This window comes from Dyella lutea (assembly GCF_024158035.1).
In the GTDB taxonomy this organism is placed as follows: Bacteria; Pseudomonadota; Gammaproteobacteria; order Xanthomonadales; family Rhodanobacteraceae; genus Dyella_A; species Dyella_A lutea.
The window spans coordinates 779,806-796,902 of the sequence record NZ_JAMZEK010000002.1 but is presented as its reverse complement, the minus strand read 5'-3'; the positions used below and the strand labels follow the sequence as shown (position 1 = coordinate 796,902).

9 protein-coding genes are annotated in these 17,097 nt (G+C 69.6%); 7 read left to right on the top strand and 2 right to left on the bottom strand.

The genetic code is table 11. The features are described 5' to 3' along the window. The first annotated feature begins 12 nt into the window (after positions 1–12). From NC595_RS11055 to tssA, 7 genes are all read left to right on the top strand, one after another. Positions 13–612, top strand: a complete 600-nt coding sequence (locus tag NC595_RS11055) for a YdeI/OmpD-associated family protein (protein WP_253566376.1) — start codon at positions 13–15, stop codon at positions 610–612. Further along, a complete protein-coding gene (locus tag NC595_RS11050; RefSeq protein ID WP_253566375.1) occupies positions 609–1,085 on the top strand; it encodes a GNAT family N-acetyltransferase in 477 nt (158 codons plus the stop codon). The genes NC595_RS11055 and NC595_RS11050 overlap by 4 nt, the downstream gene beginning before the upstream one ends. Beyond that, a complete protein-coding gene (locus NC595_RS11045; RefSeq protein WP_253566374.1) occupies positions 1,082–1,654 on the top strand; it encodes a GNAT family N-acetyltransferase in 573 nt (190 codons plus the stop codon). The genes NC595_RS11050 and NC595_RS11045 overlap by 4 nt, the downstream gene beginning before the upstream one ends. Before the next feature lie 110 nt (positions 1,655–1,764). After that, the gene (locus NC595_RS11040) at positions 1,765–2,532 is read left to right on the top strand and encodes an SDR family oxidoreductase (RefSeq protein ID WP_253566372.1); all 768 of its coding nucleotides are present in this window, start codon (positions 1,765–1,767) and stop codon (positions 2,530–2,532) included. Positions 2,533–2,683: 151 nt separating this feature from the next. After that, positions 2,684–3,247: an elongation factor P-like protein EfpL gene (gene efpL, locus NC595_RS11035; RefSeq protein ID WP_253566370.1), complete on the top strand. Its 564-nt coding sequence runs from the start codon at positions 2,684–2,686 to the stop codon at positions 3,245–3,247. Positions 3,248–3,348: 101 nt separating this feature from the next. Continuing rightward, positions 3,349–5,472, top strand: a complete 2,124-nt coding sequence (locus NC595_RS11030) for an FUSC family protein (RefSeq protein ID WP_253566368.1) — start codon at positions 3,349–3,351, stop codon at positions 5,470–5,472. Between the two features lie 91 nt (positions 5,473–5,563). After that, positions 5,564–6,610: a type VI secretion system protein TssA gene (tssA, locus tag NC595_RS11025; protein WP_253566366.1), complete on the top strand. Its 1,047-nt coding sequence runs from the start codon at positions 5,564–5,566 to the stop codon at positions 6,608–6,610. Between the two features lie 27 nt (positions 6,611–6,637). Here tssA and NC595_RS11020 read toward each other — a convergent pair whose 3' ends face one another. Continuing rightward, on the bottom strand, positions 6,638–7,750 hold the full coding sequence (locus NC595_RS11020; protein WP_253566364.1) for a hypothetical protein: 1,113 nt from the start codon (positions 7,748–7,750) through the stop codon (positions 6,638–6,640). Further along, positions 7,740–17,048 carry a filamentous hemagglutinin N-terminal domain-containing protein gene (locus tag NC595_RS11015; protein WP_253566362.1) on the bottom strand — a complete coding sequence of 3,103 codons (9,309 nt, stop codon included), beginning with the start codon at positions 17,046–17,048 and terminating at the stop codon, positions 7,740–7,742. The genes NC595_RS11020 and NC595_RS11015 overlap by 11 nt, the downstream gene beginning before the upstream one ends. Positions 17,049–17,097 lie beyond the last annotated feature (49 nt).

Below are 17,097 nucleotides of genomic sequence, written 5' to 3'. Positions count from 1 at the left end.
CGGAGGCACGCCATGGGCACCGATCCTCGTGTGGACGACTACATCGCCGGCGCCGCGGCGTTCGCGCGGCCGGTACTCGAACACCTGCGATCGGTGGTGCATGCGGCGTGCCCCGAGGCAACCGAGACGCTGAAATGGCGCATGCCGTTCTTCGAGTACCGCGGACGGCCGTTGTGCATGATGGCGGCATTCAAGCAGCACTGCAGTTTCGGCTTCTGGCGTGCACGGGCGGACGCTGGCGCGGACGACACCGACGGCATGGGCCAGTACGGCAAGCTCACCGCGGTCGGCGACCTGCCGCCGAAGCGCGAGCTGGCCGCTGCGGTGAAGGCGGCCATGCAGCGGATCGACGATGGCGCAGCCGCGCCACCGGCGAAGGCGCCCAAAACCAAGGCGCCGCCGGCGATACCGGACGACCTGGCCTCCGCGCTTGCGCTGAAGAAGCACGCCTCCGCGAAGAAGCACTTCGACGCATTCAGCCCCAGCGCCCGGCGCGAATACACCGACTGGATCACCGACGCGAAAACCGACGCCACCCGCAGCAAGCGCCTCGCCACCACGCTGGAATGGCTGGCCGAGGGCAAGCACCGCAACTGGAAATACATCAAGTGAGCGACGAAGCCCTGCCGCCCCGTCTCGAATTCCGCGTCGACGATCCGAGCCTGCCCGTGCTGCGCCCGCTGATCGAACCGACCGACGGCTATCTGGCCGAACTGCACCCCACCGGCAACATCGAACCGGTGTCGCTGGCTGCGCTGCAGCGCCCCGGTATCAGCCTGCTCACCGCGCGGGTGGACGGCGAGCCGGTGGCCTGCGGCGCCTGCATCGACGGCGGCGACTACATGGAGGTCAAGCGCATGTACGTGCTGCCGGCCTGCCGTGGCCTGGGGCTGGGCAAGCAGTTGCTGGAGGCGATCGAGCACCACATCCGCCGCCTCGGTGGCCGGCTGGTGCGGCTGGAAGCGGGCACGGCGCAGGCCGAGGCACTGGAGCTTTACGAGCGCGCCGGCTACCGCCGCTGTCCGCCGTTCGGCGAGCACCACGCCAACCCGCGCAGCGTCTGCATGGAAAAGGCACTGGCATGATCCGCATCGCCACCGGCGCCGATGCCGACGCCTTCCACGCCATCTACGCCCCGCACGTGCTCGAGGGCGTGGCCACCTTCGAGACTGTGCTGCCGGGCGTCGAGGTCATGCGCGAACGCGTGCTCGGGCGGCTGGAGCAGTATCCGTGGCTGGTCTGGGAAGAGGCGGGCGAGGTGCTTGCCTACGCATATGCCAGCCGTTTCCGCGAACGTGCCGCCTACGACTGGATCGCCGAAACGTCGATCTACGTCCGCGCCGATGCGCAGCGCCGCGGCATCGCCCGGAAGCTCTACGGCACCCTGCTCGATGCGCTGCGCCTGCAGGGCATCTGCCAGGCGGTGGGCGTGATCACCCTGCCCGGTGTCACCAGCGTCGCCGCGCACGAGGCGATGGGCTTCACGCCCGCGGGCGTATGGCGGCAGGCCGGCTACAAGCTGGGGCGATGGTGGGACGTGGGCGTATGGCAGAAAACACTCGCCGAGCCGGCCAATCCGCCGGTGCCGGTGTTGCGGTTCCGTGAGCTGCGCGAACTGCCGGTCTGGCAGACACTGCTGGCCCGCGCGGGCTGATGCGGCCAGCGGCCGTCACGGCCGCATGTAGCGCAGCAAAAAAGCGCCCATGGCTGGTGCCCCGGCCGCTCGGCTAAAATCGCGGTTTTCCAACGTTTCGGGACATCTCCATGCAGCTCGATCAGGTCAAGGCCGTCATCACCGGCGGCGCCTCCGGACTCGGCCACGCCGTCGCCCAGCACCTCGTCGCGCACGGCGCGCAGGTCGCGCTGTTCGACGTCAACGAGGAGAAGGGCCAGCAGGCGGCGCAGGCGCTGGGCAACGGCGCGCGCTTCTACCGCACCGACGTCACCAGTGAGGACGGCGTGGCCGCCAACGTCGCCGCCGCCCGCGAGGCGATGGACGGGCTGAACATGGTGATGAACTGCGCCGGCATCCTCGGCGCCGGCCGCGTGCTGGGCAAGGAAGGCCCGATGGCACTGTCGCAGTTCCAGACCACGGTGATGGTCAACCTGGTCGGCAGCTTCAACGTGGCCAAGGCCGCCGCGACGCTGATGCAGGGCAACGAGGCGGGCGAGGACGGCGAGCGCGGGGTGATCATCAACACCGCCAGCGTGGCCGCCTACGAGGGCCAGATCGGCCAGGCCGCGTACTCGGCCTCCAAGGGCGGCGTGGTCGGCATGACCCTGCCGATGGCCCGCGAACTGGCCCGCTTCGGCATCCGTGTGGCGACCATCGCCCCGGGCATCTTCTGGACCCCGATGGTCGACGGCATGCCGCCGGCGGTGCAGGAGTCGCTGTCCGCCTCGATCCCGTTCCCCTCCCGCCTGGGCAAGCCGGAAGAGTTCGCCGCCACCGTCGCCTTCATCCTCACCAACCGCTACATCAACGGCGAGACGATTCGCCTGGATGGTGGCGTGCGGCTGCAGCCGAAGTAAGCGGACACTTCAACGCGTCGTCATTCCCGCGAATGCGGGAATCCATTTTCGCCTTTCCTTGCAAGAGCCAGGTGGATTCCCGCGTTCGCGGGAATGACGGCGAGGCAACTGATATCTACCTACTTTCCCATACCAAATCCCGGCCAAACCCATGAAAGCTTCCGACGTCAAGAAAGGCAACGTGGTCGAGCACGATGGCACCGTCTACCAGGTGCGCGACATCGAGCGCAGCTCGCCCACCGCGCGTGGCGGCAACGTCACCTTCCGCTTCACCATGTATTCGATCCCGGGCGGTCGCAAGTTCGACCTCAGCCTGCGTGCCGACGACGACCTGAAGGAGATGGACCTGGTGCGCCGCGCCGCGAACTTCTCCTACATGGACGGCGAGGCCTTCGTGTTCATGGACAACGAGGACTACACCCAGTACCTGCTCAGCCCCGAGCTGGTCGGAGACAACGCCGGCTACATCGTCGAGGAGCTGGAGGGCTACTACGTGCAGCTGATCGACGACGCGCCGGTCGGCCTGCAGGTGCCCACCAGCGTGATGCTGACCGTGGTCGACACCGCGCCGGAGCTAAAGGGCGCCAGTGCCACCAAGCGCACCAAGCCGGCCAAGCTCAACACCGGTATCGAGATCCAGGTGCCCGAGTACATCACCAACGACGAGAAGGTGTGGGTCAACACCACCACCGGCGAGTTCGGCGGTCGCGCCTGAGCGCGCGCTGACGCGGTCGCGGCGCCTGCCGCCGTGATCGCACCGCGTTGACCGGGGCTGGTGCAGAATCGGCACCCACCCCCGACGGACCCGGAAGCGGCATGACCGCCCGCAGCTATTCGCTTCGTGCCTCGCTCGTCGACAGCCTGACCCGTACGCGGCGTCCGGACGTGCCGCTGCGGGTGGTGCTGCGCAATACCGCCGCCGTGATCCTGCCGCTGGCGGTAGGCATGGCCACCGGCCATACCGAGATCGGCCTGGGCGTGGGCGCCGGCGCGCTCAACACGATGTTTTCCGATCAGCCCGGGCCTTACCGGCAGCGCATGTGGCGCCTGCTGATGGCCGCACTGGCGGCCGCGTTCGCCTCGCTGCTGGGCATGCTGGTCGGCGGCGAGTTCTGGCCAATGCTCGCCGCCACCGCCGGGCTGGGCTTCTTCGGCGGCCTGCTGGTGGTGTTCGGCGTGGACATCGCCCGCGTCGGCATGACCAGCATCATCCTGCTGGTGGTCACCGCCGCCACACCCGTTGCCCAGGCCGCGCAGGCCCTGGGCGCCGCGGCACTGATCTTCGCCGGCGGCCTGCTGCTCGGTCTGTTCTCGATCGCCGCCTGGCCATTGCAGCGCTACCGGCCTGAGCGCCAGGCACTGGCCGGGGTCTACCGCGGGCTGGCGCAACTGGCGCGACAGCAGGCCCATGACGACGCCGACGTCCCGGCCCTCACCGAGGCGATGACCACGCTGCAGACCACCCTGCTTGGACGCCATCACGCCCGCGGACGCGCCATGGAGGCCTTCGGGGTGCTGCTGGAACTGGCCGAGCGGATCCGCCTGGAACTCACCGCGATGGCCGAATTGCGCAGCCACCCGGCAATGCATGCGATCTTCCGCGAGGACGCGGCCCTAGTGCTGGCCGCGATTGCCGAGGCGCTGGAAACCGGCGACGCCCCGGAGCGCGCCGAGCAGTCGCTCAAGGGTTTGCGCGCCAGCGAACGCACCCTGCTCGACGACGAGCGCGCCAGCGGCGGCCTTACCGTGCACATCCACGCCCTGGCCGGCCAGCTGGCCGCCGCCGTGCGCAATGCCCACTGGGCCGGCAGCCGCGGCGAGCTGCGTGCGGCTGCCGCGGAGACGCCGTTGCCGGCGGCGCTGCGGGGGCACTCGCCACTGGCCACCCTGCGCGCCAATCTCACCCCACACTCGGTCGCCTTCCGCCATGCCGTGCGCAGTGCCGCCTGCCTGGGCGTGGCCTGGGCGGTTGCGCGCCACCTGCAGCTGCCGCACGGCTACTGGGTGCCGATGACCGCGGCGATCGTGCTGCGCCCGGACTTCGCCGCCACCTTCAACTTCGGCCTGCTGCGCGTGGTCGGTACCGTGCTCGGCCTGCTGCTGACCACCGCGCTGCTGTGGCTCGCGCCGGACGAACCGTGGGCGCACCTGGCGCTGATGGCGGTGTTGTGCATGGGCTTCCGCTACCTGGCTACCGCCCACTACGGGGCGGCGGTGGCGGCGCTCACCGGTACGGTGGTGATCCTGCTGTCGTTCGAGGGGGTCAGCCCGGCCGATGCGGTGATCGACCGCGTGATCAACACCGCGCTGGGCAGTGCGATGGCCCTGCTCGCTTACGTGCTCTGGCCAACCTGGGAGCGCGCCCGCGCCCGCGCCTCGTTGGCCGAGATGCTGGGAGCCTACGCCAACTACCTGCGCGCACTGGCCACGACCGAGCAACGCGACGCTCATCGCGAGGCACGCACGGCCGCGCGGATGGCACGCACCAACGCGCAGGCCTCGATCGAACGCATGCGCGGCGAGCCCGGTACGCCGGCGGCGCTGCTGGAGCTGGCCGAATCGCTGTTCGCCAACGGCAACCGGCTGGCGCGCACCGCGATGTCGCTGGAAGCGCTGATCGACAACCGCGCCACCCTGCCCGAGCAGATCGAGGCGTCCGGCTTCGTCGGTCAGGTCGCCGATGCCCTGCACGCGATCGCGGTGGGCTTGCGCGAGCAGCGCCCGGTGAAAACGCTGCCGCCTCTACGCGACCTGCAACGCAGCTTCGCCGCCCTGCTGGAACTGAGCGACGATGCCGCGACGGCCGAGCTGCTGGCGCGACTGTCCGACCGCCTGGTCGACAACGTGAACACCCTGGCCCACGTGGTCGAGCGCAGCCGCTACCCGCTGCCCGGGCCGACCCCGGACGAACGCCGACTGCCGCAGGACTGGGCCTCCTGACCGGATCGGGGGCGCTTTTGCGCACTACAGAGGGAGACGTCCGTCCCGACCGGCCGGACGACGCCATGGCCCACCCCCTGCGAGTCCGCCCATGTCCGACGACCTGCTGACGTCCTACCTCTCGCCCCTGGGCGAGGACGCCCCCTGCGGCACCGACCTGGAATACGACGCGGACTTCATGGCGCTGGAACGCGCCGCCGCGCCGCGCGCCGAGCGCGCCATGGGCGATTCGGTGAAGGCCGCCGAAGAGCCCGAGTGGGACAAGGTGATCGCCTTGTCCAACGGCCTGTTCGAGCGCACCCGCGACCTGCGCGTGGCCACCTACCTTGCCACCGCCTGGCTGCGCACCGAGGGCCTGGCCGGACTCGCCCGCGGCCTGGGCCTGGTGCACGGCCTGCTCGAGAACTTCTGGGAAGCGGTGCACCCGCAGCTCGATGCCGAGGACGACAACGATCCCACTGCGCGCGTCAACGCCGTGGTGCCGCTGGGCGACCCGCTGGCCGTACTGGCCTATCTGCGCAGCACCCCGTTCGTCGCCTCGCCGCGGATCGGCCGCTTCTCGCTGCGCGACCTGCGGGTGGCGCAGGGGACGCTGAAGGTCCCGGGCAACGAGAATGGCGAGGGCCTGCCGTCGATGGCCGACATCGAGGCCTGCTGCCTGGACTGCGACGAAGGCCAGCTCACCGGCTCGCTGCAGGCGGCGACGCAGATCCTCGACCTGGGCAAGGCGATCGATACCCTGTTCACCGACCGCATCGGCACGCTCGGGCCGGACCTCAAGCCGCTGCTCACCGACGCCTACGAACTGAAGAAATTCCTCGACGCGCAGGTCGCCCTGCGCACGCCCGAAGCGGCGGCTCCCGGCGAGGAAGGCGCGGCCGGCGACGAGACTGGCGAAGCGCCGGTCGCCGGTGGCGTGGCGGTGGCGGCCGGACGCATCCAGAGCCCGGAGGACGTGCGCCGCCGGCTGGACGAGCTGTGCGAGTACTACGCCAGGTACGAGCCGGCCAGCCCGCTGCCGATCCTGCTGCGTCGCGCCCAGCGACTGGTCGGACTGAGCTTTCCGGAGCTGCTGCAGGACCTGGCCCCCGGTGGCCTCAGCGAGCTGCGCACGATCTCCGGCACCGACGAGTTCTGACCTGCGTTCCGCCCTTGCGACGGAACGCTAGCGCACGCCCTTGCAGGTGTTCGCTCCGGCGCGGACGAACACCGACTGCACGGAAGGGTCCCAGCTCAACGTCAGTCCGCCGGGCAACCCGGCGGTGATCGATGCCTGCGCGGACTGGGTGAAAGGCCCGGCCGGAGACGGCGCGCCGCCGGACGCGCTGACCGAGGCGCTGAGGCGGTAGGCCGCCGGTTCCGCACACGCGGTGGTCGACACGTTCTGCGCGGCGCTCGCACCGCCGCCGGCCAGTTCCAGCGTGCCCTTGCCCAGCGCGACCACGCGGTTGGCGTCGCCCGGCGCCGGGCAGATCGCCTCCAGGGCGTAGTCGACGCGGTAATGCGTTGCCGGCACCACCGCGATCACGGCCGTGGCCTCGGGCAGGGCCTGACAGCCGAGCAGGAACACCGTGCGCTGCGCGACCACGTGCAGGACCACGGGGCCGACAGGCACCTGGCCGATATCCGCCCACTTCAGTTCCAGTCGCGCCGGCGAGGCGCCGGTGAGGATCGGCTGGTTGGCCAGCGCGATGCCGCCGGCGTCGGTGGCGCTGACCTGGGGGGACGGACACTGGCTGTCGAACAGGTCACTGCCGGCCAAGGCGAACGCCAGGGGGCCGCCACCCGCGCGGATCGCGAACAGCGACGAACCCGGCGCCGGCATCGACTGCACGTCCTCGACCGCCGGGACCACCTTGGCGCCGCCGTCGGCCGCAGCCAGCAGTTTCACGCTCTCGACCAACGCCGACTGCATCGCCGTGCGGTCCGCGCCCCGGCAGTCGGCCATGGCCTTCAGGTAGGCCTGCACCCGGATCGCCGCTGCGTGTGCCCGCACGATGCGACCGCGCAGCGTGTCGCCGACCAGGTCGGCCGGCTTGTCCGCATCCTTGCCCGCGTCCTGGCGCAGATTGTCGGCCATGCGCTGCAGCTGCGATCGCAGGGAGGCCAGCGCCGGATCCGCCGGCAACGCGGCGGTCGCGGTCGACAACTCGTCCAGCGACACCTGCGCGCTCAGCCTTGGAGCCAGCTGCGCGTGCAGCGGCGCCGGCGTGGCAGCGAGCATCCAGGCTGCCGCAAGCGGCACGCACCAGGCCGATCGGCTGAGCCTACTGGTCACCGCAATCCTCCACTCCCGGGTCGCAGGCCTGCTGGTCGGCCGGCAGCAGGATGCCCGAGGGCACGATGCCGAACGACCGGTAGTTGGCCGAGATCACGCTTGGGTCGATGTAGGCATCGCCCCGGCCATTGCCGTTCTGCGCCTTGCCGAAGAACAGCGAGGTCGGCACGTTGAAGCTGAGCTCGCCGGTCAGCGGCAGGATGTTGCCCTGGCGGTCCACCGCGTAGAAGTACGCCGGTGCCTCGCCAACGTGCGCGACCAGCTGCGCACCGTCGCCGATCACGTAGATCGGCGACGAGCCGGAGCCCATGTGGTCGGCCGAGGCGAACGTGCCGGTACCGTCGTAGAGCGGGGTCTTGCCCTGCTCCAGCAGGTCGCCCTGGGTCACCCCCAGGTACAGCTCGGCATGTCCGGCATCGACGGTGAACGCGCTGTTGTCCACCGAGGCCAGGGTCAGCGTCTTGCCGTTGGTCAGGCTGAAACCCGCGGTCGAGGAGAAATTGCCCAGCGTGTCGATCTGGTTGCCGATGGCCTGCGACCGGGTGCCCAGCGTGGTGAGTCCGCCGGACTGGCCGCTGAGCGTACTGGCGGTGATCACGCCGCCGCTGCCTTCGGTGATCGCACCGGCCGACTGCAGCCATACCGCGGTGGCACTCAGTTGCCCGTCCACGGCGAGGTCGCCGGAGGTCGTGGTGAGCGAGACGCTGGCGCCGCCGTTGACGGGCCCGCCGACGCTCAGGGCCTTGCCATTGGTCAGGCTCAGGCCGCTGGCGGAGAAGCTGCCGAGCGTATCGATGCTGTTGCTGCCGCCGAGCGTTGTGGTGCCGCTGGACTGGCCCGCAAGCGTGCCCGCCACGAGCCGGCCCGCGGAGCCTTCGGTGATCGCGCCAGCCGATACCAGGGTGGTGGTGGTGCCGCTGACCTGCCCGTTGATCGCCAGGTCGCCGGACGTGGCGGCCAACCGAGTCGAACTGCCGCCGTCGATCGGGCCGGTCACGCTGAGTGCTCCGGCATTGGTGAAGCGGAAGCCGGCAGCGCTGAAGCTGCCCAGCGACCCGACGTGATTGGCCCCATCCAGCGTGGTGCTGCCACCTGAGGTGCCGGTCAGGCTGCTGGCGGTGATCGCACCGCCGGACTGGGTGATGGCGCCCGCCGCCTGCAGGGCAAGCGTACTGGCGGACACGGTGCCGTCGATGGCCAGTGCCGAGGCGGAGGTCAGCCCGACCGCGCCACCCGTGACTGCACCGGTCACCCGCAGGTTGCCGGCCGTCGTCGACAGATCGAGCGCGCCGCTGCCGGTGCTCACCTGCCCCCCGACCACCAGCGCGCCGGCATTGCCGAAGGCGAGGCTGCCGGCACTGAAGTCGCCCAGGGTCCCGACGTGGTTGCTGCTGCCCAGCTGTGCCTGTCCTCCCGCACTGCCGGTCAGGGTCGTGGCGGTGATGCCTGACGAGGTGGTGATGTTGCGCCCGGCGGTGAGCGTCACCGTACCGCCGGCCAGACCGGTGCCGAGGATCAGGTCAGAGCTGGCGCCGCTCGTCGTCAGGTTGAGGTTGCCGCTGCCTCCGTGGATGTCAAGCGGGCTGTTCACGGTCAGCGTGCGTGCGTCGCGGAAACTGAAGTCGCCGCCGGTGGTGAAATTGCCCAGGGTCACCACCTGGTTGGCCCCGTCGAGCGTGGTACTGCCGCTGGATGTGCCGGAGAGGCTGCCCGCGGTCAGCACGCCGCCACTACCCTCGCTGATCGCGCCGGCGGCCGAGCCGAGCGTGATGTCGCCGGTGCCGGCGTTCACCGCACCGTCGATTGCCAACCCGCCCTGCCCGGCCAGCGCGATCGAGCTGCCACCGACGCTGCCACTGGTGGTCAGGCTGCCGGAGGTGGTGGTGAGGCTGGTCGAACTGCCGCCGTTCACCGCACCGCCGACGGTCAGTGCCTGGGCGTTGGTGATGCTCAGCCCGTTGCTCGCGCTGAAATTGCCCAGCGTGCCGATCTTGTTGGCCCTGGCCAACGTTGCGCTGCCGCCAGCCTGCCCGGTGAGGGTGCCGGTCTGGATGACGCCGGCGCTCTGCGCGATGTCGCCACCGGACACCAGATCGACCGAGCTGCCGGCCAGGTTGCCGGCCAGCGAGAGGTTGCCCGCTGAGTTCAGCATGATGGCGCCGCCGTTGAGATCGTGCTGGACGGTCAGGCCGCCGCTGGTGGTAGTCAGCGCGATCGATCCGGTGCCGCCGCCAACCACCAGGTTGCTGCCGATGGTCAGTGCCTGGGCGTTGGTGAGTGTGAAGTCCGCGGCGCTGAAGCTGCCCAGCGTGCCGATATGGTTCGCGTCACCGAGCGTGGTGTCTCCGGCGGAACTGCCGGTGAGCGTGCCCGCGGTGAGCACGCCACCGGTCTGGCTGATCGCGCCACTGCTGCTGGTCAGGGTCACCGTGCCGGCACTGGTCAGGTTGCTGCCCAGGGTGATCCCGTCGCGACCGCTCAGCGTCACGTTCGCGCCGCTGAGTGCCCCCGGCATCACCAGCGCGCCGCCGTTCGCCGCCAGCGTCAGGTTCGCCGTACCGGTGTCTATGCCCAGCGCCGGCAGCGTCAGCGAGCCACCTGCCGTGAGGTTCACCGTACCGTTGGTACCGCTGTTCAGCGAAGCGACCGTCAGGTTGCCCGAGTCCACCAGCGTCACGCCCTGCCCCGCAGCCGTCACCGCTCCGGTGAAATGGTTGCTGCCGTCGGTCAGGGTGATCGCGCCCGTGCCTGCCTGCAGGTTGCTGGTGCCCGTCACCTGCACCCCGCCACTGCCCCCGGTGATCGTGCCGTTGTTGCTGGTCGCGACGAGGTTGCCGCCCACGCTGCCATGCCCGAGGTTCAGCGCGCCATGACTGGTCGCCGTGAGCGCGCCGGTGGACAGCGTGCCCAGGGTCAGCGCGTTCTGGTCGGTGATCTGCGTCGTGCCGCCGGTGAGGTTCACCGTACCGCCGAAGTCGTTGCCGCTGTCGCTCAGCGTGATCGCATGGCTGCCAGCATTCACCGTGGTCGCACCGGTGACCGTCAGCGCCCCCGCGCTCTGGCTGATCGCACCGCCGGAGGTCAGCGACAATGTGGTCGCACCGATGTTGTTGGCCAGGCTCAGCGCTGCTGCCGAGGTCAGGTTCACCGTCGTCGCCGACAGGTCGGAGGCGAGGCTGAGCCCGCCGGCCGTCGTGGTCAGGCTGAGCGTGCCCGGCACGCTCAGCGGACCATTCACGGCCAGCGCCTGCGCATTGGTCAGCGCAAGGTTGGCGGCGGCGAAGCTGCCCAGCGTGGTCAGCCGGTTGCTGCCACCGAGCGTGGTATTGCCGCTGCTGCTGCCACTGAGCTGGTTGGCGGTGATCACACTGCCGCCGGACTGGGTCAGGTTGCCGGTGACTGCCATTGCCAGGTCGTTGCCGCTGGCGCTGCCGACATCGATCGCACCCGTCAGGTTCAGGCCAACGGCGTTGGTGAGGGACAAGCCGCCGCTGCCGGTATTGGTCACTGCGCCCAGGTTGGTGACGAGGTTGTTGCCGGAGAGGCTGGCGCCGCCGACCGAACCGAGGTTCAGCGTGGTGGCCGTGACGATGCCGGCGGTCTGGTCGATCGTGCCGCCGGCGCTCAAGGTCGTGGTGGTGCCGCTGACGTTGCCGCCCAGGCTCAGGTTGCCGGCGGTGTCGATCGTGGTGCTGCTGCCGCCGCTCACTGTCCCGTTGACGGTCAGCGCCTGCGCATTGGTCAGGCTGAAGCCGGCCGCGCTGAAGCTGCCCAGCGCCGTGACCAGGTTGGCTTCGCCCAGCGTGGTCGCGCCGGCCGAGCTGCCGGTGAGGGTACCGGCGGTGAGCACGCCGCTGGTCTGGCTGATCGCGCCACCACTGCTGGTCAGGGTTACCGTGCCGGCACTGGTCAGATCGCTGCCCAGGGTGATCCCGTCGCGACCGATCAGGGTGATGTTGGCCCCGCTCAACGCACCAGGCATCGACAAAGCACCGCCATTGGCCGCCAGCACCAGGTCGGCCGTGCCGGTATCGATGCCCGAGGCCGGCAGAGTCAGGGCACCGCCCGCCGTCAGGTTCACCGTGCCGTTGGTGCCACTGCTCAGCGACGCAATCGTGAGGTTGCCCGAATCCACCAGCGACACACCCTGCCCGGCCGCGGTCACAGCAAGGCCGAAATGGTTACCACCGTCGGTCAGCGTGATCGCTCCACCGACCGCCTGCAGGTTGCTGGTGCCCGTCACCTGCACGCCGCCGCTGCCCTCGGTGATCGTGCCGCCGTTGCTGGTCGCCAGCAGGGCGCCGCCCACCGTTCCGGTGCCCAGATTCAACGTGCCGGTGCTGGTCGCCGTCAGGTCGCCCGTCGACAGCGTACCCAGGGTCAGCGCGTTCTGGTTGGTGATCTTCGTCGTGCCGCCGGTGAGGTTCACCGTGCTCTGGAAGTCGTTGCCGCTGTCGGTCAGCGTGATCGCGTTGCTGCCGGCGTTCACCGTGGCCGTGCCGGTGACCGTCAGTGCACCACTCTGCAGCACCGCTCCGCTGGCGTTGACGGTCAGATCCGTGCCGGTCGAGAGCGTACCGAGCGTGGTGGTGCCGGCGCCGGTCGTAGTGATACCCAGCGAACCGGCGGTGGTGCCACTGACCCCGAGGTTGCTGCTGGCGGTGATCGAGGCGATGCCGCTGACCGTGCCACCGACGCCCGTGGTGCCGGCGCCGGACAGGTTGACGTTCACCGCCGTGCTGTAGCCGGTGTAGTCGATGCTGCCGCCTGAGCCAGCGTCCAGGTTGCCGGAAATGTCGCCATCGGCCCCCGAGTGCATCAGGAACGAACCGGTGCCAGTGTCGATCAGGTTGCCGATGCCACTGAACGCGCCGGACAGGTCGGTCACGCTGCCCTGGTTGTGCCCGGTGAGGCTCCAGCTCTGGTTGGCGGCCCGCAACGTACCGGTGCCGCTGTCGGCGATGTTCTCGAACGAGCTCCAACTCACCGTACCGTTGTTGCCCGCGTTGACGCCGGTCAGCGTGTAGGTCTGGTTGCTGCCGGCGATGGTGTCGCCCGCGCTGCTGCCGGTGACCGAGGTCACTCCGCTCCAGCTGCCGCCGATGCCGGTCGTCGTGCCACCGCCCGCAGACAGGTCGAAGTTCACTGCGCTGCCGTAGCTGCTGTAGTCCAGCGTCTGGACGGTGGCGCTGCCGCCCAGGCTGCCACCCGCGTCGAAAGCCACCGTACCGGCGGCGGTGTCGTCGATGTTCTCGAACGACGTCCAACTGACCGTACCGTTGTTGCCCGCGTTGGCGCCGGTCAGCGTGTAGGTCTGGTTGCTGCCGGCGATGGTGTCGCCCGCGCTGCTGCCGGTGACCGAGGTCACTCCGCTCCAGCTGCCGCCGATACCCGTCGTCGTGCCACCGCCCGCGGACAGGTCGAAGTTCACCGCGCTGCCGTAGCTGCCGTAGTCCAGCGTCTTGGCCGTGACGTTCCCGCTGAGGCTGCCACCGGCCCCGAACGCCACGGTGCCGGTGGCATCGTCGAGGTTGCCGATACCGCTGAAGCCTCCGGGCAGCAGGGTGGTCACCGTGCCCGAGTTGCCGCCGCTGAGGTTGAAGGTCGCCCCGGTCGCCTTGAGCGTGCCGGTGCCGCTGTCGGCAATGTTCTCGAACGACGTCCAGCTGACCGTACCGTTGTTGCCTGCGTTCGCGCCGGTCAGCGTATAGGTCTGGTTGTTGCCGGCGATGGTGTCTCCCACGCTGCTGCCGGTAACCGAGGTCACGCCGCTCCAGCTGCCACCGATGCCCGTCGTCGCGCCGCCGCCCGCGGACAGGTCGAAGTTCACGGCACTGCCGTAGCTGCCGTAGTCCAGCGTCTTGGCCGTGACGTTCCCGCTGAGGCTGCCACCGGCCCCGAACGCCACGGTGCCGGTGGCATCGTCGAGGTTGCCGATACCGCTGAAGCCTCCGGGCAGCAGGGTGGTCACCGTGCCCGAGTTGCCGCCGCTGAGGTTGAAGGTCGCCCCGGTCGCCTTGAGCGTGCCGGTGCCGCTGTCGGCGATGTTCTCGAACGAGGTCCAACTGACCGTACCGTTGTTGCCCGCATTGGCGCCGGTCAGCGTGTAGGTCTGGTTGCTGCCGGCGATGGTGTCTACCGCGCTGCTGCCGGTGACCGAGGTCACTCCGCTCCAGCTGCCACCGATGCCCGTCGTCGCGCCGCTGCCGGCGGACAGGTCGAAGTTCACGGCACTGCCGTAGCTGCTGTAGTCCAGCGTCTTGGCCGTGACGCTGCCGCCGAGGCTGCCGCCGGCGGAAAAGCCGATGGTGCCGGTGGCGTCGTCGATGTTCTCGAACGACGTCCAACTCACCGTACCGTTGTTGCCCGCGTTGGCGCCGGTCAGCGTGTAGGTCTGGCCGGTCCCGGCGAGCGTGTCGCCCTGGACGCTGCCGGTGACCGCAGTCACGCCGCTCCAGCTGCCGCTGATACCGGTCGTCGTGCCGGTGCCGGCGGACAGATCGAAGTTCACCGCGCTGCCGTAGCTGCTGTAGTCCAGCGTCTTGGCTGTGACGCTGCCGCTGAGGCTGCCGCCGGTACCGAAGACCACCGTACCGGTCGAGTCCTGGATGTTGCCGAAGCCGGTCCAGGCGATGCTGCCGTTGCTGCCCTTGTCGGCAGTCGCATTGTCCAGCGTGTAGGTCTGCCCACTGCCGACGAGCGTTGCACCGCTGCCGCTGCCGGCGACCGTTGCGAGGGTGAAGCCGCTGTAGTCCAGCCCCGAAGCCGACGACACCTGGGTGCCCAGGTTGAAGTTGCCGGTCACGCCGGTGACGTCTCCACCGGTGCCGGTCACCGCGCCGAAGCCGGTATAGGCGATGCCGCTCGTCGTAGAGGTTCCGGTGTCGTCGGCAAAGCTGCCACCGACGTTGGCGATGGTGCCGCTACCGGCAACGTGGGTGGCGGAAGCGAAGGTCATGCCCTCGCTGGTCAGGGCGGTATCGTCGAAGCCCGCCGCACCGCTGATGTGCGTGGCGTCGGCCGAGGTGAAGCCGCTGAAGGCGATGCCGCCGTAGGTGCCCGCATTGGCCCCGGTGAGCGCGAAGTTCGAGCTGCCCAGGCCGGTGATCGCCCCGGTCCCGGCGATGCTGCCGGTACCTGACAACGCAGCGGTGCTGAAGGCCGCATCACCCACGCCGGTGATCGCGCCATTGACGGTGATGGCGGTCACCGCGGTGGCGGTGAGACTGCCGCTGAGCGTGCTGTTGCCCAACACCAGCGAGTTCGCGTCCTCGATCTGCGCATTGCCCGCGGTGAGTCCCACGGTTCCGGTGAAATCGTTGGCGTTGCCGAGCGTGATGTTGCCGCTGCCGGCATCGAGCATGGTGGCGCCCGAGACGATGGTGTTGGAGCCGGCGACTTCGGTGATGCCGGTGGTATGCACGGTCAGCGCGCCGCCACCGGTATTGATGGTGCCAGTCTTGCTGCCGGTGCCGAGGGTCAGTGCGCCACCACCGGTGCCGGTGCGGATGTCGAGCGTGCCGCCGCCGGTGCTGATCGCTGCATTGGACGTGTCGCCCACCGTCACCACGCAGCTCACCGCGCAGGATGCGTTGCTGGTGTAGGTTGTGCCGGCGGCCGCGCCGCCGTAGTTCGACCACAGGTACAGGTTGAGCGTGTGCGACGTGTTGGCGGTGATGTTGGCGTTGAGGAAGATACTGCCGGCCGCTTCCAGGTAGAGCGAATTGTTGCCGGCGCTCGGTGTGATCGCGGCATTGACGGTGATGTCGCCGCCCTGCGTGGTACCTGTGGAACCCGTGAAAATGGTGACATTGGTGCCGTTGAGCGCAGCCTCCAGGTCACTGGCCTTGATCGTGGAGCTGTCCGCAGTCGCGGTGAACGGCGACGTGAGCGGAGTCGTCCCCGCGCCACTCTGGATCGTGATGTCGTGAGGATCGATCAGCCAGAGGCCGGCGGCGCCGTTTGCCGCGGAGGCGTCGACACTGCCCTGTGCGTTGAGGCCGTAGTGCGAGGAGGTCTCCACCCGGCCACCGCTGCCGCCGAGCACGCCACCGCGCGCGCTGATGCTGCCGTAGAAGTTGTTGCCGTTGTCACCCCACAGCACCACCGAGCCGCCGTTGCCCTGTTGCGTGGCATCGGCATCGAGCACGGCATCCGGGCCGAGGTAGGTAACGTTCGCTCGGGTCAGGCCTTCACCGCCCTGCCAGCCGCCGCCGACGCGGATCGTGCCGCCGCCGAGCGTGCCGGAGGCGTCGATGCTGCCGGTGACGCCGACATTGGTATCGGACAATACCTGCGCGGTGCCGCCATGCACGCCGGACACGTTGATGCTGCCGCTGTTGATCGCGTTGCCGCCAGCGGCGACCAGGCGCACAGTGCCACCGTCGGTGCTGATGCCACCGGCGCTGATCACGCCGGAGTTGTTCACCGCGTCGGTGAACAGGTCCTTCGCGGCCGAGGCCTGCAGCACCACGGTGCCGCCGTCGGCCTCGAGCGTGCCGCTGTTGGACACGGCGGCGCGGTCGTCCAGACGCTGCTTGAGTGCGCCGGTGACCTCGACGGTGATCAGGCCGTTGCCGTCGAAATCCAGCACCGCGCGGTCGGCGCCATCCAGGTTGATGTTGCCGTAGTTGGCCAGGATCAGGCCGTCGTTGGCCACGCTGCCGCCGACGAGGCTCACCGAGCCGCCGCTGGCCGCGGCGATGGTGCCGTGGTTGACCACGCCGGCGCTGCCGCCGTGCGCGTCCAGGTTGAAATGGTTGGCGAGGAAGTCGCTCGGTGTCAGGTCCAGCGTGCTGGCCACCAGCCCGCCGACGTTCACCTGCGCGCTGGTGCCGAAGATGATGCCGTGGGTGTTGATCAGGAACACCTGGCCGTTGGAGTTGATGCGGCCAAAGATCTGGCTGGGGTTCTGGTCGAGGATGCGGTTCAGCGCCACCGCCGTGAACGACGGCTGCTTGAACAGCACCGTGGCGTCCTTGCCCACGTTGAAGGTCTGCCAGTCCAGTGCCAGCTTGTTCGACAACTGGTTGATCACCGTGGTGCCGCCGCTCTGGCTGATCGAACCGACACCGCCGACCACGCTGCCGCCGGTCGGCGAGGTCAGTGCGGCGACCGACACCGTGCCGGCGTTCGCGCCGGGCACCGCGCTGCCGGCGCGCACGCCCGGAGACACCATGGCGCCGGCCGCCAGCGCCATCGACAGGCACAGCGGCAACGCCTTGCGCCGCGGCGGATGCGCCTCCTTGCGATGACTGCGGCGGGACGGACGATGCGGCGTATCAGTGTGGATGTGCATGGTCGTTGCCTGTTAGAGCCTGGTCATGGTCTCCAAGTCCCCCGCGCCG